This window comes from Pseudalkalibacillus salsuginis, from assembly GCF_021646685.1.
Classification (GTDB): domain Bacteria; phylum Bacillota; class Bacilli; order Bacillales; family Fictibacillaceae; genus Pseudalkalibacillus; species Pseudalkalibacillus salsuginis.
Genome location: NZ_JAKJHW010000003.1, coordinates 443612 through 463843, shown reverse-complemented (window position 1 = coordinate 463843; position 20232 = coordinate 443612). Strand labels below are relative to the sequence as shown.

The following is a 20232-nucleotide window of genomic DNA, read 5'->3' as shown; positions in this document are numbered from 1 at the left end:
TTATACTATCTTTAAATGTAAAAAAGACGCTAATGAAGAATTAACGTCTCTGATCACTCGGTCATTTCTTTCGCTCGGAACGGCACAACCACTTTTTTATAATAGAGTGCAACAAGTTCAATGATCGATTTTGGTATCTTTTTCAAGAAACTTTTTTTATAATAACGGTGGTATCCACGTTTCAGATCATCCCATTGCCGACATTTCTTATTCTGGGTGAATCGGACGACATCAATAACTTTTACCATACCCTCATTTGTCAAAATAAGATTGCGCAGGTGGATATCTGATGGATTCAAGCCTACTGAGCGTGCAAAATCCAGCGCTTCATCCACTTCCTTTATCATTTCGTCCGTAATCGGAATGCCCTTTTGCAAGCATTCGTAGAACGTATTTCCTTCTATATACTCCATTACAATATAATTCGGGCCTACTTCATGAATATTAGGGAAGTATGAACAATCTCCAAGCTTCTTATAAATATCGCCTTCCTGTTTCGCTAAATCTGCAAATTGGTCGAAAAAAACTTTTACAGCATGATGACTTCTTTCGTCTCTAAAAACGAACGCACTTCTTCCTTTGCCGATTACAGTAAACTCTGGTGGCTTTCGGACCAATTGATCTGATTTCGTGACAACCTGCCCTGCTGGATTTGGAGATGTGATTTGCATGGCAAAAACCTCTCTCTGTTTAGATATCTTCATTTAAAAAGATATGATAGGAACGGATTTTTCCTGACATAGAATTCGTCATCAACCAGTATTTTTGGACTATTGTAATACTGTCACATCCAGGAAGGATAGGCAAATGTCCAATTCTTAGAACGCTCCTCCAATTACCCAAACAAGCCTTGTTGTACAAGCATAGGATAGTACTATCTTATGGTAAATAAGGAGGTTTTTTCATGAGTGATTTAGTTGGAGGTATCGATTCAAGAAAGTTGGCAGTTTTGATTATCATATTGTTCATCCTTCTTGTCATAGTTGGAGCAGCATTTCCTAGGAGGAGAAGAAGACGCCGCGGCTTTTGTGGCGGTGGATGCGGCTGGGGCTGGTAAAATAAAGGGGTAAATGTCTACCCCTTTATTTTATTAATTTTTACATATTGAACAATGTAAAGCTACTTCACAATCATGACGGGACACTGGACCCGTTTTGCGACTTTATGGCTGACACTCCCGAGCACCATTTCCTGGAACGTATTCAGTCCTCTGCTGCCGATTACAACCAAATCAAACATATTTTCATTTGAATATTTGACAATCGATGGTCCAGGTTCGCCCCTAAGGACCTTTATTTCGTATGGGACATTATTGTTTATCAAGATTTCCTCAGTGTTTTGCAGCCTTCGTTTGCGTTTTTCTTCGATCGCTTCCTTACTTCCCTCAGATAAAACATCAGTTTTTGAAGTTGCACCATCAATTACATAGACAATCGTAACTTTAGCTGTTTCGTCACCCTTTGCGATGAAGCACGCTTTTTCTGTTGCTCTCATTGCGTGATCAGATCCATCGGATGCAAGTAGAATTTTTGTGAACATGTTCTCCTCCTAACTACCCTCAAGTAAAAGCGATTTATGCTATATTAATTTTCTCACTTTTTATATAAATTTACAATTTTCTAACATTGGCTTTCAAGCAAATTTCTTATATCACCCTCTTAATCGAAGGATTTGCTCGAAAATAAAAGTATTTACGAGAAGAATGCGTTTTCCCGTAATTAACACTCCTTTATGAAACGGTGTTATAATCCGTATGTTCACAACGGCCCCGACTTTCATGAGAGTTGAAAGTCAGTTTCATCAAAAATAAACTAATAGAGAGGTGCTTTAAGTCTTTGAACGTACAAAAATTACAACAAGAATGGTTTAGCAACGTCCGAGGAGATGTTCTTGCAGGTATTGTCGTTGCACTAGCTTTGATTCCTGAAGCGATCGCCTTCTCAATCATAGCTGGGGTAGATCCGATGGTCGGTCTTTATGCATCGTTTTGTATCTCAGTTGTCATTGCTTTTATAGGTGGTAGACCAGGGATGATATCCGCTGCAACTGGTGCCATGGCTTTGCTTATGGTGACACTGGTTGCCGACCATGGATTGCAATATTTACTGGCTGCAACCGTATTGACTGGTATCATCCAGGTTTTGATGGGTGTATTTAAGCTAGGAAAACTGATGAAATTCATTCCTAAATCCGTCATGGTCGGTTTCGTAAATGCTTTAGCTATTTTGATTTTTATGGCTCAACTTCCACACTTTGTCGGTGAAACTTGGGTTATGTATGCAATGGTCGCTGGAGCTTTAGCAATCATATATATTTTACCGAAGTTTACGAAGGCTGTTCCGTCCCCACTTATCGCCATAATCGTGATGACAATCATTACAGTGACATCTGGCCTGGGTGTACGGACAGTAGGTGATATGGGACAGCTGACACAAGCCCTACCGATGTTCTTGATTCCTGAAATCCCACTTAACTTGGAAACGCTGAAAATCATTTTCCCATACTCATTCGCATTAGCGATCGTAGGGTTGCTTGAATCTCTTTTAACCGCTCAAATCGTAGATGATATGACTGATACGGAAAGTGATAAGAATAAAGAAGCGAAGGGTCAAGGAGCGGCAAACATTGTAGCCGGATTTTTCGGTGGTATGGCAGGATGTGCAATGATTGGACAATCCGTCATCAATGTTAAATCGGGTGGTAGAGGAAGATTATCGACACTTGTGGCAGGTATTGTCCTCATGTTATTGATCCTCGTATTCAATAACGTATTGATACAAATCCCTATGGCTGCATTGGTTGGTGTCATGATCATGGTTTCGATCGGAACATTTAATTGGTCATCACTTACAAAACTGCATGTTATGCCGAAAACAGATGCAGCAGTCATGATCGTGACCGTTGTGACAGTCGTAGTGACTCACGATCTATCCAAAGGAGTCCTTGCCGGGGTCGTCCTGAGCTCAATCTTTTTTGCTGCTAAAATTTCGAAGGTGCATGTAGATACGAAGATCGAACAACAATCGAATACGAAAACGTACGAAGTAAGAGGACAACTATTCTTTGCCTCCGTTACAGATTTCGTGTCCAAGTTTAACTTTAAAGAAGAAGTGGACACTGTAATCGTCGACTTTTCACATGCTCACTGCTGGGATGATTCAGCTGTCGGAGCTGTCGATAAAATCGTATTGAAATATAAGCAAAACGGTACAAATGTGAAAATCATCGGACTGAATGCAGACAGCCATAAATTGGTCGATAAATTAGCTGTCTACAATAAATCAGGTGCAAAAATCGCAAACCACTAAGAAAAAGGTGCTGGGCTAAATGTCCAATACCTTTTTTATATGTATTATGTAGTAACCGCAGCGAAAGCCCATAAGAACGACAACGCTGACTTGGCTATCCAATTATCATCCAACAAATCAATGATATTCGAATTCGGCATGTGCTTTCCAGCATACGCTCCACGCATTTCATTTACGGAGAATCCATGCTCCTCTAACAAGTGGCGTAATTCCCAGGGCATCATCATGTTATGGATCACTTTTTCACCGTATAACCTTCCATATGCGCTTTGGCGAGGTCGAGCATATGGGCCAAGCGTAACAGCAACAAAAGTTCCGCCAGGTTTGAGGATCCTTTCTATCTCTTTTATAAGCTGATGAGGCTCATCTGTCCATTCCAGCGAAGTACATGCGAAGACACCATCGAAATGATTGTCTTTAAAAGGAATCACATTATCAGTCATCACATATGCCTCAACATCACGTTCTTTTGCATACCGTACCATACCTTCCGACTGGTCAATTCCTAGTGCCTGATATCCTTGCAAGTTCATCAAACTAGTACTGACCCCTGGCCCACATCCCATATCGAGTACCTTTGGATGTAAAGTTCCATCTATTGTTTCAAAGAAAAAATCCAACATTTCCGCTCTTGGTCCTTTTTCCCAAATATGTTCTTGCTTATTCCAACGATCTGCTTGATCGCCCCATAATTCTGTACTCTTGCTATTCCAATCCAATTTTTTCATTCTCCTTTCAAGAAACTACAACCACCACTTTTCTTGGGGAAACAAACGAGTATGAACCTTAAAGTATAGCATAACTATCCTGGACAGAAATGAAGTTACATGGTTTACAAATGGAAATAAGATTGTTATTATGATATCGGTTTACGATTTCGAATTTCGATATTGATATTCGATTTTTGGAGGTGTTCATCCGAAATGACCGATAAAGTGTTACGGAAACTGTTCTTGGGTTTCATTCAGATCCATATTTTATACCATGCGAAAGAGCATCCGGTATATGGAGCCTGGATGGTCGAAGAGTTGCGGGAGCATGGATACGATATCAGCGCAGGGACCCTGTATCCTATACTCCACTCGATGGATAAAGATGGCTTGTTAGTCAAGGAAGATCGCAATGTGGAGGGTAAAATCAGAAAGTACTATACCACAACTGATAAGGGTAAAACTGTCCTGAATGAAGCAAGAAATCGTGCTTATGAATTGTTCAAAGAAATCAATTGAGTAGAAAGGAGCCAGAAATATGAAAACATCATTAGAGATTTTCCTCATATCTTTGCGATTAGGTATTTCCTCATTCGGCGGCCCTATCGCGCACTTAGGCTATTTTCACGAAGAATATGTACGCAGGCGAAAATGGATTGACGAACGCACTTATGCTGACCTTGTTGCCTTGTGTCAATTCCTTCCTGGCCCTGCCAGCAGCCAGGTCGGGATCGGAATCGGTGTCGCCCGTGGAGGCTCTCTAGGTGGATTTATTGCATTTTTAGGATTCACCATGCCTTCTGTCATTGCCCTGATTTTGTTCGCACTCCTTTTAAAAGAACTGGATATGGCAGACGCAGGGTGGATTCATGGATTGAAGTTAGTGGCTGTTGCAGTAGTTGCTCATGCGATTATCGGAATGGCATCGAAACTTACACCTGATATCAGCCGAAAAACCCTTGCCTTGTTTGCAGTCATCATCACACTCATTTGGCAAACCGCCTTTACGCAAGTCGGCATTATTATAGTTGCTGCTGTCATCGGTTTGTTCTTATTCAATAAAAAAGCAGAAGAGGACACCGAACATTTTGGACTGCCGCTATCAAAACGATTTGGGACTATATGTATCACCCTCTTCTTTGGACTCTTAGCGCTGCTTCCATTTTTAAGGGAAATCACCGGAGCTCATTGGATTGCGATGTTTGACAGTTTTTATCGGTCAGGTGCTCTCGTGTTTGGAGGCGGGCATGTCGTTTTGCCGTTATTGGAACGCGAATTCGTACCGACTGGATGGTTAAGTGAACAAGAATTCCTTGCGGGTTATGGTGCAGCCCAGGCAGTTCCTGGTCCACTCTTTACTTTCGCAGCCTATTTAGGAGCTGTGATCAATGGTTGGAAAGGCGGTTTACTTGCCACTGTCGCAATCTTCCTGCCAGCATTCCTGTTGATTTTCGGAGCACTTCCATTCTGGGATAGCCTAAGGAAAAATCGGAAAATGAAAGGTGCATTGCTCGGTGTTAATGCTGCAGTGGTGGGGATTCTGATTGCTGCCTTTTATCAACCGATCTGGACGAGTTCAGTAACCTCATCAATCGATTTTGCCTTTGCAGCTGTTTTGTTCAGCATGCTTGTTTACTACAAACTCCCTCCTTGGGTAGTGGTAATCACAGGCGCATTAGGCGGTATACTATTAGGATATATGTAGATTGGAGGGTTGACGCAAATGGTCAGCCTTTTTGAATATAAAGAAAACTTGGCAAAGTCAAGCCTTGGCGAAGGCTAGTGCACTTATACTTCGTTCGTAAACTTTTCTGCTCTGAAAAGTAAAAAAGTGCCAAGCACTCCTTTAAGAGATACTTGACACTACAACTTTATTCTTGGGTGAACATTTGAGTCCAATACTCACCCTGTTGTCCGCCTTCTGTATGTCCCACTCCGATGTTTGTCAGCTTGGGATCCATAATGTTTTGTCGGTGACTAGGACTGTTCATCCATTGTCGGACAACTTCTTCAGGTGATTGTTGCCCTGCTGCAATGTTTTCAGCTGCAGCTTGATAATCGACTCCATTTTGTTGCATCATCTGGAAAGGTGATCCATAGGTCGGTGAGTTGTGGGAAAAATAGCCTTTGTTGGTCATATCATTAGACTTTTTCTGAGCGACTTGGGCAAGTTCCCTATCGCCTTTTAATGCGGGTAGACCATTCTTCGCCCTTTCTTGATTGGTCAATTCAATGACTTTCCTTTCTTCTGCACTAATTCGGCCAGCACCAGTCTGTTGGCCTGTATCGCCAGGTTGTTGAGCAGTATCACCAGGCTGCTGTGTACCTGGTTGCTGAGTACCTGGTTGCTGGGCACCTGGTTGCTGAGTACCTGGTCGAGCACTTTGGAATCCGCCACCGTATTGCTGACCATAAGGACCTTGAGCATTTGGTGTATAGTATTGGAAACCTCGATCGTTCCCCCAAATCGGTGTGAATCGATTATTTTGACGGACTCCCGCCCTGTCATTTGTACGATCATACCTTACTGTATTGTATTGCATACCTTCTTCGTTTTCTCGGCCTGTATCGGCCATGTTACATCCAGCTAGCATACCAGCTGAAAGAAATGCTGTCAGACTCAGGGTTAGGATACGTTTTTTCATGCATCTATCTCCTTTAATGAAGGTTTTATGCCTTCTTAATGTTTGCCTATACGCATCATTTAACCCTGAGTAACACTTGGTGCAGAGGGAAAATTCCGGAAAAATGATTTTCCTTTTAGAAAGTATTTATACTTTTTTATAGTGTAAAATAAGATTGTTCAGAAATTAATCCAGTTTTAAACTGAAAGCCCGCGCGTTTCTGTCCGTTCTTTTTTACTTTGTCTGAAAAAGAACACCTCATATAGCACTGGGATTAAAATCAATGTCAGAAGAGTAGATGAAGTCAGACCCCCAATAACTGTCAATGCCAACCCTTTCGAAATGAACGTGCCGGTTGATGTTGTAAAAGCTAGCGGAGTCAAAGCTGCAATCGTTGCCAAAGCGGTCATCATTATCGGCCTTAGACGGGTTTTTCCAGCTTCGATCAACGCTTCACGGACATGCATGCCTTTTTCATCACGATTTCTTGTTATTCTGTCCGTCAAAACAATTGCATTGGTTACGACGATTCCAATCAACATCAAGAATCCGATCATGACACTGATCGATAAGGGTTCTTGCGCTAAATACAAGGCAGTGAATGAACCGATCGGTACAAAAACTAAAGAGGATAAAATGATAAGTGGAATGCGTGCTTTTCCGAATGTGATGAGCATCGTCAAATAAACAAGACCCATTGCTGCTATCATTGCAATCCCCATTTGCTGGAACTCACCTGTGGTCTCTTCACTTCCGCCACCGCTTTCAAATGAAACGCCTTCCGGAAGTTCAATCTCCATTTTGACGCCATTGACGACTTCATTCGTTACTGCCTGGATGTCGTTCCCTATTACATGTCCAGTCACACGTGCAAAAACTTTTCCGTCCAGCTTTTGAATCGCTGTGTAACTGTCCGTTTCCTTAATGTCGGCAATCTCTTTCAATTGCAGCGGACCTTGAGGACTGTATATTTCCAATTTCTCGAGGGCTTCAGCAGTCAAGGTATCCTCATATGTCAATTGAACTGTTTTGTTTTCATCATTCAGGTTCAATTCCCCAACCTGGACTGGTCTGGTCTGATCTGTAATCATTTCTAGTATCTGCATGCCTGCAATTCCTTTTTCGCTAGCTTGTTCGGAATCGATCTCGACAAGGTATTGCTTTTGTTTTTCAGAGAAATTGTTGGTGATGTCTTTCAAGTCGTCGTTCTTGTTCATGTAGGACTCAACTTCTTGCGCTGCCATTTGTAATTGATCTAGATCTGTGGAATAGAGATCGATCGACACAGAATTGTTTGTTGGCGGTCCGCTTGCTGTGAATTCCATTACATTGAATTCACCTTCTTCCGCTTCAGCATCCATGATCCCTTGCATATCTGTGCGAACCTCTTCAAGGAATTCAGTAACATCAGTATTTTCATTCAATGTCAAATAGTAGGTTGCTTTGTTTTCCTTTTTCACCCCTGTGAAGAAATCTTTGCTTCCAACAGCTGCGGTCACATTTTCAATTTCTTTTTTATCGACGAACATCTCTTCCATTTGAAGCGACACTTCATTCGTCCGTTCCATTGATGTGGTTGCCGGCAGTTCGATCGTCGCATTCAAGATCTTCTGTTCTTCATTCGGGATGAACGTAAATCCAAGAGATGGCACAAGAGCAAATGACCCGCCCAAAAATAGAATTGAAACCAGGATTGCGGTCACCTTATGGTTAAGGGAATGTTCGATCATCCTTCCATATATCCTCTGCAACATTCCTTCCTTTTCTTCCTTCGGTGCTTTTTTAAACGAATACTTCGCCAGTATGGGCACAAGCGTGATCGAGATCAAAAGCGATGCGATGAGCGCAAATGTTATTGCCAGGGCAAACGGCAAGAAAAATCCTCCTGTATCCCCTTCAACCAATCCTAGCGGTAAAAACACGACGATGGTCGTAAGTGTCGACGAGACGATCGCCTTAAAAATTTCTTTCGTCGAATCCGTGATGATTTCATCGGTTATTTTTTTGTCAGGGGATTTTCGAACACGCCTGAAGATGTTTTCGATGACGACAATACTATCATCGACAACCCTTCCGACTGCTACAGCCATACCTCCTAACGTCATCATGTTCAACGATATTCCAAGTTGCAATAAGAAGATAGATGAAAACAGCAACGAAAACGGGATCGATATGATGGCGATGATCGTCGCCCTGATGTTCCTTAAGAAAAGTAATACGGCTAGCGACGCAAATAATGCACCCAGTAAGCCTTCCCGTACAAGGGTGTGTACAGAATCTTTTACGCCTTTGGCAGTATCAAAACCTACATAATAATCGATTTTCTTTTCATGTTCTTTTAACACTTCGGTCACTTGATCCGCTACTTCTACAGTGTTCGCGTCCTGTTTTTTCGTAATCATTATAGATAGCGAATCCTTCAGATTATACCTCGTCATCTCAGCCTGATCTGTCACTTCCTCGATTGTGGCGATATCTTTTAACAAAATCGGGTTGGCGTTGGCTTGTTGCTGATCGAGTTGATTGGACAGCTGCATATTTTCAAGTGCTTCAATCGTTCCAATATCCTGCTCGACACGTACTGGGATTTGGAATTCATCGGCCTTTACCTGACCAGCAGGATAGGAAAAGTATTTTTCATTAATTTGCTTTTTGATACTTACAAGCGTTAATCCGTTTTGTATCGCTTTTTCCTGATCAACTGTAATCTGGACAAGCTGATCCTTTTGCCCAGAAACTTGTACGTCATTGACACCTGAAATCTTTTTGATATCAGGAATGACTTCATTTGCGAGATAAGCATCCAGGTCTGTTTCACCTTTTGCAAAACAGAGATATCATAAATCGGAATCATATCCATCGTAAAGCGTTTGACATCCGTTTGGACGGAGTCTTCCAGGTTCGCTTCCTCAATCAATTTGTTCACTTGCTGTTCTTTTTTATCAAGATCTGTCTTGTGCGGAAAATCCAATGACAGCAAGGCGAAACTTTCATAAGATGAACTTTCCACCTTCCTCAGGCCATCGAGTGAATTGAACTTTTCCTCCAATTTTGTGGTGACATTTTTGTTCACATCGTCGGGTGATGCTCCTGGATAAACGGCTTCTACCGTCAACGTCGGATCTTCGATGTCCGGGAACATTTCGATCCGAAGGTTGGTAATGGCATAAAGACCTCCGACAATGATTAAAAAAGTAATGATGAAAATTGCTGCAACGTTTTTCAGACTGAATCGAATTAACGAATTCATGTCCTCTCCCCTTTCTTATTACATTTAGCTCCACCGTTTATTGTAACGACACGAAACGGAAACAGTAACTGGCTCAAGAAGGGGATTTCAATACGGCCAGAGGCTTAGTCGATGGGAAGGCTGGGGGCTTATTGGAGATTTGGTGTTTAAATGTAAATCAGATATATTTAACGTACTATTCATTTATAGTTCTTAGGCCAAAGGGAATTGAGGTGGTAGATCCGATTTTTAGTGGTTCCTTCATGGTTAAGGTTTAAAGAAGATAACAACCGTTGGGATGTCGTCCTGGATTTTAAATGTAAGTAATCTTTCAATTCCATGGTTGTAATAGAAGGATTGATCAGGAGGAAGTAATCACGAAGAGCAGTAAGATAAGCATCTTTTGAAGTGGAATAACAGTCCGGACAAACCCATTTTCCGTGCTTTCTTTTTATTGGAAGTTTCAAACATCGTGGGCACTGAACACCAGTATATAATTCTTCCTTTTTGATTTGAAGTTTGTTTAAAAGGTCGGGGTTGCTAGGGGTATGCTGTTTAATCAGCAATTTTCTTATTTTTTGCAGGTCTTTACTTGAGAGGATTTCATTTTTGTGTCTAGTGAAGAGATTATTTACAGTTTCTCTTATTTTTGTAGCACGGATAACATCCTTTGCAAGGAATCCATTATTATTTTTGCGTATAATCTTGGCTTTATCATTAGCGATGACAACATAAGAGTAGATGGGGATATCCTTTAACAGTCTATTTTCTTCCAGCCATTGCTTGAACTTGTAATGTTGTAGGTTGACCTGCTGGATTGGGTCTCTATGTATGACTTCTCTGTCTTCAAATTGTTGGATAAGCTGGTTATGATCCGTATCAAAAATCAAGGTACCTGCCAAATTTTTCACTTCTAAAATGAGGATAAAATTTGAATGGACTACCAAAGCATCAATTTGAAAGTAATACTTACCGCTTGATAAGCGGGTACCTTCAAATAGAAGATGCTTTTCGTTGACAAGGAAGTCCATATGAAAATCCAAAGAACGCTCTCCCCTCTCACCCGCTTTACTAGTATCAAACCAACTTTCCGCTTTTGCCCTTAAAGGATGGTTTTGGTTCAATCTTCTTAATATCGCCTCCAGTTTTTCAATCTTAAGTGATGTAAATTGGATTTTTTTGTTCAAAAAATCTCTCCTTTCTATCTATACAGTATTAGTTCATTCTATAGTAGTGTAAATAACTCCTCTCTAATTGGTGAAAGTTAGTTTATACTGTTCACTTTTCCAATTATTTTGTTTACTTCCACGAGTAATCTGTTCACTTCCGCAAATAATCTGTTCACTTCCACGAGTAATCTGTTCACTTCTGTGAAATCTGTTCACTTCTGCGATTAATCTGTTCACTTCCGCGAATAATCTGTTCACTTCGAAAAAACCTATCGCCTACTGGCGATAGGTTTCATTTCTCTAGCGTCTGCAGGTCATTCTGCGCGATCAGTATTTTCGTCGACAGATAGCCGCTCTCCCTGGTGAATTTTCAAGAGACTTTCCATTTTGGTAAATACGGCAGACCATGCTGGCTCCCTCATATACACGGAATCTCAGTGAATTATCATACGAAACTGACGGTTTGTTTTGCAAGACTGTACGATCATCTTGCAAAATCGTGAACATGTTTACAAAAATCACCTTTCTTCTTACATTCTTACTTTTTCAAACTTTCCATCGCTTTTGGAAAATGCTCCTTATGGGTTTGCAGTGTTTCTTTAGCTTTCTCATACGTAATTTGAAACATGATCATTAAAATTGCCGCACGTGCATCTCCATTAGCGGAATCACTATATTTCAATGCTGTTGTTTCGTCAACTCCAGTCACTTCTTGGATGATATGGACGACGCGGTGCCTCAGTTTTTCATTCGTCGATTGTACATTCACCATCAGATTGCCATACACTTTTCCAAGCTTGATCATGACGGTTGTAGAAATCATATTCAAAACCATCTTCTGAGCAGTTCCAGCCTTCAATCTTGTCGAGCCTGTCACCACTTCAGGACCGACAAGGATCTCAATCGGAAACTGGACATACTCGCTCAAATCTGCACTTGGATTACAAGATACACCTACGGTCAAAGCTCCGACCTTAGATGCCTTCCTGATTCCCCCGATAACATAAGGTGTCCTGCCGCTGGACGTAATTCCGACTACGGCATCTTGGTCGGTAACAACAGACATGACATCTTTCTCCCCAGCCTCTATGTCATCTTCAGCATTTTCGATTGCCGTCCTTATCGCCTGGTCTCCGCCCGCAATGATCCCGTTCACCAAGTCATAATCAACACCGAATGTAGGCGGGCATTCAGATGCATCGAGTATACCTAGACGGCCGCTCGTACCAGCCCCGATATAAAATAATCTACCTCCTCTTTCCAGCACTTTTACGATCGCTTCAATCGCTCTTGTTATTTGAGGTATACTTTTCTCAACAGAATAAGCAACCGTTTTATCCTCCCCATTCATGACCTGGATGATTTGTTGGACTGAGAATGTATCCAACTTTTCTGATTCCTTATTCCGTTGTTCTGTCACCATGTTTTTGTTGATCATAAATACCCTCCTGGTCATCCTATCCAATTTTTTCATTCCAGGATTCTGTCTCTACACCTGGATAGAAAAACGGCTGAAGTAATCCCCTCTCCCCTACTGACCTTTATTTGACCGCCCCGGCCGTCAAGCCCTCCATGAACTGTTTCGATGCAATGAAAAACAAGACGATCATTGGTAATGAAGATAACGTCAAGCCAGCAAAGAGCGCTCCCCAATCCGCCGAATATTCTCCGAACAAAGAAAGCATACCCACTGGAATCGTCTTCTTCATTTCATTTGTGATGAATACTAACGGGAAAAAGAAATCATTCCAGGATTGTATGAAATTAATGATCATGACAGTCCCTAAAGCGGGTCTCATGATCGGCAGCAGCACATGCCAGAATACCTTGATATCCGTCGCCCCATCAATTCTAGCTGCTTCTTCGAGTTCTTTTGGCATCGTCCTGAAAAATCCAGTCAAAATCAGGATGGATAACGGAATCCCAGTGGCAGTATAGATGAACACAAGAGACCAAAGGGAATTGATGAGACTCAAATCTTTCATCAGCATGAACAATGGGACGATTCCTAATTTGATCGGAATCATCATCCCGATCAAAAAGAAGAAGAACAAATAGTTGTTCCACCAGAACGTATATCTGGCGATGTAAAATGCGGCGAGCGAACCGAATAATAAAATGAAAATGACTGATACCGCGCTGACAAACACACTGTTCCAGAAAAAAGTGAAGAACGGTATTTGATCCAGAAGTTTTTGATAAGGCTCAAGACTGAAGGATTTAGGGATTGATAATGGATCTTTGAAAATTTCCGCATTGGTCTTGAAGGAAGAATAGATCATCAAAAGGATCGGGTATATGCTGATGACAGCAAATATGAAGGCGATTAAATAATAGATGGACCTGGATGTGATATGATTTATCATATTCTTCCCTCCCTACATAATAAATTGGTAAATGACATTGAGGGTGAACACAGCTGACAACGAAGCTCGACGGTTATCCCAAATCTGCCTTATAGCTGGACCTCACGCCTACGCAACACAAATAAGAAAAGCGCTGATATGGTTGCAATGATCATGAACAGGACGACTGCCAAGGCTGACCCTAAACCGATGGCTGCTGAGTTTGCGCCGCCGGAACCGAATGCGAGCCTGTAAAAATAGACCGCCAATGTATCGGTAGAATAATAAGGTTCCCCCATTGATCCCTGCATGGCGTAAATAAGTTCAAAAGCCTCAAATGCATGAATGAAGGTCAGTACAGTCATGATGGTGATCGACGGAATCATCAAGGGGAGGATGATTTTCCAAATCAGCTTGAATCCGTTTGCCCCATCCAAACGCGCTGCTTCTATCAGATCATGGGGAATCCCTTGTAAGCCAGCCAGGAAAATCAATACCGCAAAACCGAGACCGAACCAGGAATTGACGAGGATGATCGCGATTAAAGCAGTATCCGGGTCACCAAGCCATGCCTTCGCCCAGCTTCCGAGCCCCACCTTTTCGAGAAGAACATTCAAGGCACCGAAATTAGGATTGAGAATCAGCTTCCATAAAAACCCGACGATAATAACAGAAAGTAACCGGGGCAAAAAATAAGCCGCCTTGAAAAATTCTGCAAATCTGATTTTTTTATAGATGATATAGGCAAGCATGAATGCAATCCCGTTTTGAACGACCATTTCCAACAGGAAGTAGACAATATTGTTTTCAAATGCATTCCAGAACATGCTGTTAAAGGGTTCTCTCGTAAAAAGTGCTATGAAGTTTTCGATTCCGATGAAAGCCCCTCTTCGGATGCCTTGCCAATCAAAGAGACTGTAAGAAAAAGCGGCAAAAAGCGGATAGATGATGAACGTGACATATATGACGAGGGCAGGAATCGGAAAAAGATGGATCGCCATCTTCCTCCAATTCCTCTTGTTCTTCTGCTTTACGGGTGTATGGGTTTTTGTTTCTAGCTCCATCTTTTCCTCGCCACCTTATATACAATCAATGATTATTGAAACGGTTCAAAGTATGTTTCCGCATTCCCTTGCAGTTTTTCAGCAACTTCTTCCGGTGTTTGCTTACCGAGATACATCCCTTGGAGTTCTGTTTCAAGCGTCGCCTTCGTTGTCGGGTTCCCTTTATTGAAATGGACGAGCATCATATAAGAGGTTGAATATTCGTTGGTGGCCTCAGCTATCGCTGTGACGAGTTCATCGTCTGTCGTGACCCCTGGTACTGCTGGAATCCGAGCCAGTTCATCCGAAAACAATTTCGCGAATTTTTCAGTCGTCATGAATTCAAGAAATTTCTTTGCATCCTCTTTATTTTTCGAATTGGCGTTTATCCCATATGAACCATCCACCCATGTCGTCATCGTCGGATCCTTTCCTTCAGCAGACGGCATTGGAAAGAATCCGATTTCTAAGTCAGGGTTCATTTCACGGAGTACTTCGATCTCCCAGCTTCCTAATGGGAACATAGCAGCCTCCCCAGTGAAGAAGAGGGTACGGATATCTTCCATTCCGAGTCCTTCATAATTTTTTGGGAAGTATTGTTTCAGTTCATCCATTGCTTGAAGGGAAGAAACGAATTCGGCGTCCTTGAATGTTTTATCCCCTGAAGTAATCTGATCCACGAATTCATTCGCGCCATAATGCGCGGGACCGAAAATCGAATGTGCCAACGATAGCAACCAGCCTTCTTTCGTTCCGAGCGCGATTGGGGTGACACCTTCTTCTTTCAGTTTCTCGTTCAACTCGATGAATTCATCCCACGTCTCAGGCTCTTCCAGGCCATGGTCCTTGAACATTTTCTTGTTATAGAACATCTGTGCAGAGTTCAGTGATAGAGGGACACCGTAGACTTTTCCATCCTCAGAAGTTGCGGCAGACCGTGTTTCCTCTGTAAATACATCGATTCCGTCCAGATCATCAAGGGGCTCGAGATAACCCGCCTTCGCAAGCTCCATTCCAGGAGCATAAGGCCGGAGCTGGATGATGTCAGGGCCTTCACCACTTTGTAAGGCGGTGTTGAGGATCGTATCGTATTCTGTATTCTTTGAAGGCTTGAACTCGACTTTGATATCTGGGTGCTCTTCATTGAAAGCTTCGATGATTTTATCGTAAGCAGCTTTATCCTCAGTTCTCCAGCTTCCGATCGTCAATACTTCACCATTGCCTTCTCCATTATCCTCAGTATCATTGCCTGAACTGCTGCATCCTGCAAGAGCCATCGACAGGACCATCAATACCCCTAGAAACAAACTCAACATCCGTTTCATAACATTGGACCCCTCCTGTTTTTCATATGTTTTATATCTCCTCATTGACGAGGGACACCCCATATCAGTCTTTTTCTTTTGACACCTGCACGGCTTTTCTTGTCCGTTCAAGAGCATCAATACTTTCATCATAATGTCGGCTTGTTATCCCGATATACAAAATATCGATCACATTCAACTGGGAGATTCGCGAGCTCATCGCCCCGCTCCGGATGCTCTTTTCTAAAGAGCTTGTGAAAAGATTGACATCAGCCAGATCTGCAACTGGATTACTTCCGAATTTAGTTAGTGAAATGGTCTCAGCTCCATTTTCCTTGGCAATCTTCAGTGACTCGATGATATCCTTTGTCCGCCCCGAATAAGAAATGCCGAAAGCAACATCTTTTCTTGTCAGATTCGCACTGATCGTCCCTTGTGTATCAAAGTCATAAGCTGCCTCACACCACCGATTGACCCTTGTCAGTTTTTGTTTGAAATCTTGAGCGATGACTGCTGAAGCTCCGATTCCGAAGACGGCGATTTTCCTTGCATTACTTATGACCGAGACAGCCTTCTCCAATTGTTCTGGTGAAAGGACGGACAGGGTATCGTTGATCGATTGAATATTGTTATGGGATATCGATGTAATGATGGACGATATCGAACCATCTGTCGGTATTTCTTGATACGAATGATTGTTGTAATTGAACTGCGCCAGATCACCAGCAATCCGAAGCTTCAACTCCTGAAATCCTTTGTAGCTGAGTGTCCTCGAAAGCCTGATGATCGTCGCTTCACTTACTTTCGTCTTTTTTGCCAGCCTCTGGACCGACAGATCGATGACCTCGGCAGGATTCATCAAGATGTACTCCGCCACTTTACGTTCTGAAGGCTTGAGTGAAGGCATAGACTCCTGGATCCTGATCAAACCACCATTTAACATAGTCATATCTCCTAATCTATCCTTACTATTGATATTAAGTGTAAAAAATAATATTCCGTAAATCAACTCAATTTATGAAATATTATTACTAAACTGAATTTTCGGAACAAAGGAGTCGATCCCTTGCTGATATAATGCATAACAGATAAAAAGTCGAGGGCGTCCCACAATATGGATTCTAGTAGATCAAGTATTGTTCACGTGTTTCTTTGAATTGATCGAGTTCATCCTCCCACTGGGCTTCTATCTCTTCAACAGATTGGCCATTTTCAATTGCATCCCGGACCCATCCATTCCCGATCAACAGATCAAAGAAAGAAACACCTGAACTGTTTTCGGCACGGAATGCGAAGTCATCAGGATACAAATCATGGATCGTTTTCACAAGGTGCAGCCCCGTTTCTACAGGTGAGAACGCCTTTTTATCTGTGACATGGATTTGGACGCCATGACTTAATTTACCGCTATGTTTAGAGAAGGTTGGCGTAAATGACGCTGCCCTGAAGGTAACCCCGCGTAGGTTTAACTCATTCAGTTCCGCAGCCAGCTCTGTACTGTTGATAAACGGGGCTCCAACCAATTCGAACGGTTTCGTCGTCCCTCTTCCTTCCGACACATTCGTTCCTTCAATCAAGGCTGCCCCCGGATAGACGAGTGCTGTTTCCAGTGTCGGCATGTTCGGTGAAGGAAGGACGAATTCGAGTGGTGTTTCATCGTAATACATGTTACGCTTCCACCCTTCCATCTCAACGACGGTCAAATCTGCACCGATTTCGAATTCTTCATTGAACAATTTGGCCAGTTCACCTACGGTCATACCATGACGGAGAGGAATAGGATACATGCCGACAAATGAACTGTAATCCGTGTCAAGAACTGGTCCTTCCACTTTCGTCCCACTGATTGGATTTGGACGGTCCAATACGATGAAAGGAATATCATTTTCAGCGGCGGCTTCCATAGCGTAAGCCATCGTATAGATATACGTGTAGAAACGGGTTCCGACATCCTGTATATCAAACAGAAGCACCTCAATGTTTTCAAGCATCTCTGGCGTCGGTTTCCTAGTAGGCCCATAAAGGCTATAAACCGGAAGCCCTGTTTCTTCGTCTATATAAAACTCGACATATTCACCTGCCTGCGCACTTCCACGAACACCGTGCTCAGGTCCATAAAGGGCAGTAAGATTCACATCCGGGTCATTATGGAGCAAATCTACGACACTGCTAAGCTCCTGATCGACCCCCGTTGGATTCGTAATCAGCCCTACTTTCTTTCCTTCGATCAGGTTTTTCTGATCGTCCATCAACCTTTCTACACCAAGTTTGAACTTATCCTTCCCTTTACTTTTGCCACCATTAGCAAGTGCGCCTGTGAGTGAAGATAGGGCAAGAACGGCAGTAAGCACCATGACCAACCATTTTTTCACGTCAATCCCTCCAATTTTTCAGATTCCAAGGCAAACTTTCTTTGTACTTTTAATGTTTGGGCTCTGTTAAGTTCATTGGTGTCATATCCAAAATTCATACCCGTTCCCAGGTCCGCAAGCCTCACTTGCACAGGATGTGCTGGCTTCGACGTTCACCCCAGAGGTGGTTTGATCCTAAATTGTAAGTCGCTGCGGGGCCACGCTGGCTTGCTTATTTCTGCTGGAGTGTAACGAATTCGCTTTACGGAATTCCCAAAGCCGATGGTTAGAAACGACGTTGGCTCCATCCTTCGCCTGACCACTCGGGAGTTAATACCGTTTCATCTTGAAGTGTCAACCTTAAGTTATCCAGATACCAACCTCGCCCATTCGTATAAGAATCCGTTTTATAGGTGAACCTGATATGTTTTGCTCCCGCAGGAATCCGGACTGCTATCTCGCTCCAATCTTTGCTCCCGGTCAACGGTTCATGGATTTGGGTCCAATTTTCACCATCTTCTGAAACTTCGATATTGCCAAAATCATAATCCGGTTCAATCCTGTACCAAGAGTCAAAGGTCAATGTGGCAGGTTCCTCCAAATCCACTTGTGCAGAAAGTGACCGTCCAAGGCGGTCTCCATAATCAGAAAACCATGCAGGGCTTTTGTCATTCATCGAAACCGGTATGGAATCAGCAAATTTTCTAGCGAACGCGCGCCTCGCTATATTGGTAGAAACCGTATTCCTTGTTGGATGCACACGGTTTGTGAGCAGGATCGCGATCGTAGCATTATTCAGGTCCACGACAACAGAGGTCCCTGTATACCCAGTGTGGCCGACAGTCGATTCCGACGATAGGGCGTCCATAAACCATCCTTGCTGGATCTCCCAGCCTAACCCATGATCATTTCCAGGAAACGATGGGATCTGATTTTCAACGAGTAATTTTACAGTCTCCGGCTGGAGAATCTGTTCATCTCCATACCGGCCTTCATTCACATACATATGGGCAAGTTTAGCGAGGTCTTGCGCGGTCGAGAATACACCGGCATGACCTGCTACTCCATCCAATGACCAGGCATTTTCATCATGGACTTTCCCCCATACAAGTCCTCGGTCTGTCCATGGCTGATATTCCGTTGCAGCAATCCTCCCTTTTAAAGAGGAAGGCGGGTCATACATCGTATCCTCCATTCCTAATGGATCAGTGATATTCTCTTTTACATATTGATCCAATCTTTTCCCTGAAAGACGTTCAACGAGTGCACCGAGCGTTATCATGTTCAGGTCGCTGTATGTATAAGTCGTGCCCGGCTCATTCTTTAGTGGATGGGCGAATACGATCTGTAATCGATCCTCCCTGTCATTCCCTTGTGTATAGAGTGGAATCCATGCCGTGAATCCTGAGGTGTGGGTCATCAGTTGCCTGATCGTCACTTCATCTTTTCCTTTTTGGGCGAATTCCGGAATATAGTTTGCAACCGGGTCGTCCAGTTCAAACGCACCTTCTTCATATAGCTTCATTGCAGCTGTAGTCGTGAAGATCTTACTGATAGAGGCAAGGTCGAAAATGGTATCTTCCTGCATCGTGACCGGGGCTTCCATTTCATTTTTGTTGTCATCGGTATAACGGGCCGCATAACCATAAGCTTCTTCTTTAACGATATGGCCTCTTCGGGCAACGAAAGCGACAGCCCCAGGCATGACTTCCTCTTCAATCATTGTCTCTATGATTGCATCAATCTCATGTAAAGGGGCTTCTCTCATTCCTGCTCCTTTCGCTGAACCTGGATGGAGGACTGGCGAGATCGGCCCAGGTTCTCCCCACGAAAAAACAGGGTGTGCTTGATTCGTCGATGTTTTGTTTTCGTGATTTTCAATCGACTGGTTGATGGGGTGTTGTCCCTCTGCATTTGAAACATGACCACTCACAAATAGGCTTGTCCCTCCTAACAATACGGCCAAAGCAAACGGTAAGGATTTCTTTTCCATAGCTCCTCCTTGTCAAGATTGTGATCGAACAGTCCGTCACCATCCCTCCTTGAATTTGTAAAATGTAGTTTAAGCGTACCTAAGCTCGAAACTGGTTGTCTATACCACTTAAGTCCCTGACAAGCAATAATTGACCGTTAATCGTGACCTTGGAAT

General features: G+C 42.8%; 16 protein-coding genes and 1 pseudogene. 4 read left to right on the top strand and 13 right to left on the bottom strand.

Going from position 1 to position 20232, the window contains the following annotated elements; translation table 11 throughout:
- Positions 1 to 53: 53 nt before the first annotated feature.
- Positions 54 to 671: a protein kinase family protein gene (locus tag L1611_RS11465; protein WP_236313212.1), complete on the bottom strand. Its 618-nt coding sequence runs from the start codon at positions 669 to 671 to the stop codon at positions 54 to 56.
- 233 nt (positions 672 to 904) lie between these two features.
- On the opposite strand from L1611_RS11465, the gene L1611_RS11460 reads away from it, so the two are divergent.
- Entirely contained in the window at positions 905 to 1057 is a 153-nt protein-coding gene (locus tag L1611_RS11460; RefSeq protein WP_236313211.1) for a YjcZ family sporulation protein, read from the top strand.
- A gap of 62 nt (positions 1058 to 1119) precedes the next feature.
- Here L1611_RS11460 and L1611_RS11455 read toward each other — a convergent pair whose 3' ends face one another.
- On the bottom strand, positions 1120 to 1539 hold the full coding sequence (locus L1611_RS11455) for a universal stress protein (protein ID WP_236313210.1): 420 nt from the start codon (positions 1537 to 1539) through the stop codon (positions 1120 to 1122).
- A 296-nt stretch (positions 1540 to 1835) separates the two neighbouring features.
- Here L1611_RS11455 and L1611_RS11450 point away from each other — a divergent pair, with 296 nt between their 5' ends.
- Entirely contained in the window at positions 1836 to 3308 is a 1473-nt protein-coding gene (locus L1611_RS11450) for a SulP family inorganic anion transporter (RefSeq protein WP_236313209.1), read from the top strand.
- 44 nt (positions 3309 to 3352) lie between these two features.
- On the opposite strand, the gene L1611_RS11445 is transcribed toward L1611_RS11450, so the two are convergent.
- Entirely contained in the window at positions 3353 to 4027 is a 675-nt protein-coding gene (locus L1611_RS11445) for a class I SAM-dependent methyltransferase (RefSeq protein WP_236313208.1), read from the bottom strand.
- A gap of 204 nt (positions 4028 to 4231) precedes the next feature.
- On the opposite strand from L1611_RS11445, the gene L1611_RS11440 reads away from it, so the two are divergent.
- Together L1611_RS11440 and L1611_RS11435 are read left to right on the top strand one after the other, a co-directional pair.
- Positions 4232 to 4537: a PadR family transcriptional regulator gene (locus tag L1611_RS11440; RefSeq protein ID WP_236313207.1), complete on the top strand. Its 306-nt coding sequence runs from the start codon at positions 4232 to 4234 to the stop codon at positions 4535 to 4537.
- A 19-nt stretch (positions 4538 to 4556) separates the two neighbouring features.
- Positions 4557 to 5723 (top strand): chromate transporter, encoded by a 1167-nt coding sequence (locus L1611_RS11435; protein WP_236313206.1) that lies wholly within the window; start codon positions 4557 to 4559, stop codon positions 5721 to 5723.
- 166 nt (positions 5724 to 5889) lie between these two features.
- Here L1611_RS11435 and L1611_RS11430 read toward each other — a convergent pair whose 3' ends face one another.
- The 10 genes and pseudogenes from L1611_RS11430 to L1611_RS11385 all read right to left on the bottom strand — a co-directional run bounded on the left by L1611_RS11430 (position 5890) and on the right by L1611_RS11385 (position 20076).
- Positions 5890 to 6663, bottom strand: a complete 774-nt coding sequence (locus L1611_RS11430; protein ID WP_236313205.1) for a CAP domain-containing protein — start codon at positions 6661 to 6663, stop codon at positions 5890 to 5892.
- 176 nt (positions 6664 to 6839) lie between these two features.
- Positions 6840 to 9892: pseudogene (locus L1611_RS11425) on the bottom strand (efflux RND transporter permease subunit).
- Between the two features lie 179 nt (positions 9893 to 10071).
- Entirely contained in the window at positions 10072 to 11058 is a 987-nt protein-coding gene (locus L1611_RS11420) for a nuclease-related domain-containing protein (RefSeq protein WP_236313204.1), read from the bottom strand.
- A 520-nt stretch (positions 11059 to 11578) separates the two neighbouring features.
- Positions 11579 to 12475, bottom strand: coding sequence for an N-acetylmuramic acid 6-phosphate etherase (murQ, locus tag L1611_RS11415; RefSeq protein WP_236313300.1), 897 nt, complete (start codon positions 12473 to 12475; stop codon positions 11579 to 11581).
- Positions 12476 to 12581: 106 nt separating this feature from the next.
- Positions 12582 to 13406, bottom strand: coding sequence for a carbohydrate ABC transporter permease (locus L1611_RS11410; RefSeq protein ID WP_236313203.1), 825 nt, complete (start codon positions 13404 to 13406; stop codon positions 12582 to 12584).
- Positions 13407 to 13495: 89 nt separating this feature from the next.
- Positions 13496 to 14386 carry a carbohydrate ABC transporter permease gene (locus tag L1611_RS11405; protein ID WP_236313299.1) on the bottom strand — a complete coding sequence of 297 codons (891 nt, stop codon included), beginning with the start codon at positions 14384 to 14386 and terminating at the stop codon, positions 13496 to 13498.
- A 95-nt stretch (positions 14387 to 14481) separates the two neighbouring features.
- A complete protein-coding gene (locus tag L1611_RS11400) occupies positions 14482 to 15753 on the bottom strand; it encodes an ABC transporter substrate-binding protein (protein WP_236313202.1) in 1272 nt (423 codons plus the stop codon).
- 64 nt (positions 15754 to 15817) lie between these two features.
- On the bottom strand, positions 15818 to 16675 hold the full coding sequence (locus L1611_RS11395) for a MurR/RpiR family transcriptional regulator (RefSeq protein WP_407681725.1): 858 nt from the start codon (positions 16673 to 16675) through the stop codon (positions 15818 to 15820).
- Positions 16676 to 16853: 178 nt separating this feature from the next.
- Positions 16854 to 18104 carry an exo-beta-N-acetylmuramidase NamZ family protein gene (locus tag L1611_RS11390; RefSeq protein WP_236313200.1) on the bottom strand — a complete coding sequence of 417 codons (1251 nt, stop codon included), beginning with the start codon at positions 18102 to 18104 and terminating at the stop codon, positions 16854 to 16856.
- Positions 18105 to 18369: 265 nt separating this feature from the next.
- Positions 18370 to 20076: a serine hydrolase domain-containing protein gene (locus L1611_RS11385; protein WP_236313199.1), complete on the bottom strand. Its 1707-nt coding sequence runs from the start codon at positions 20074 to 20076 to the stop codon at positions 18370 to 18372.
- Positions 20077 to 20232: the final 156 nt, after the last annotated feature.

What these genes read in the sequence shown, in the direction of transcription:
- L1611_RS11405 (WP_236313299.1), bottom strand. Translation starts at nt 14,386, where the DNA reads ATGGCGATCCATCTTTTTCCGATTCCTGCCCTCGTCATATATGTCACG.
- L1611_RS11385 (WP_236313199.1), bottom strand. Translation starts at nt 20,076, where the DNA reads ATGGAAAAGAAATCCTTACCGTTTGCTTTGGCCGTATTGTTAGGAGGG.
- L1611_RS11400 (WP_236313202.1), bottom strand. Translation starts at nt 15,753, where the DNA reads ATGAAACGGATGTTGAGTTTGTTTCTAGGGGTATTGATGGTCCTGTCG.
- L1611_RS11395 (WP_407681725.1), bottom strand. Translation starts at nt 16,675, where the DNA reads ATGTTAAATGGTGGTTTGATCAGGATCCAGGAGTCTATGCCTTCACTC.
- L1611_RS11440 (WP_236313207.1), top strand. Translation starts at nt 4,232, where the DNA reads ATGACCGATAAAGTGTTACGGAAACTGTTCTTGGGTTTCATTCAGATC.
- L1611_RS11410 (WP_236313203.1), bottom strand. Translation starts at nt 13,406, where the DNA reads ATGATAAATCATATCACATCCAGGTCCATCTATTATTTAATCGCCTTC.
- L1611_RS11465 (WP_236313212.1), bottom strand. Translation starts at nt 671, where the DNA reads ATGCAAATCACATCTCCAAATCCAGCAGGGCAGGTTGTCACGAAATCA.
- L1611_RS11455 (WP_236313210.1), bottom strand. Translation starts at nt 1,539, where the DNA reads ATGTTCACAAAAATTCTACTTGCATCCGATGGATCTGATCACGCAATG.
- L1611_RS11460 (WP_236313211.1), top strand. Translation starts at nt 905, where the DNA reads ATGAGTGATTTAGTTGGAGGTATCGATTCAAGAAAGTTGGCAGTTTTG.
- L1611_RS11430 (WP_236313205.1), bottom strand. Translation starts at nt 6,663, where the DNA reads ATGAAAAAACGTATCCTAACCCTGAGTCTGACAGCATTTCTTTCAGCT.
- L1611_RS11435 (WP_236313206.1), top strand. Translation starts at nt 4,557, where the DNA reads ATGAAAACATCATTAGAGATTTTCCTCATATCTTTGCGATTAGGTATT.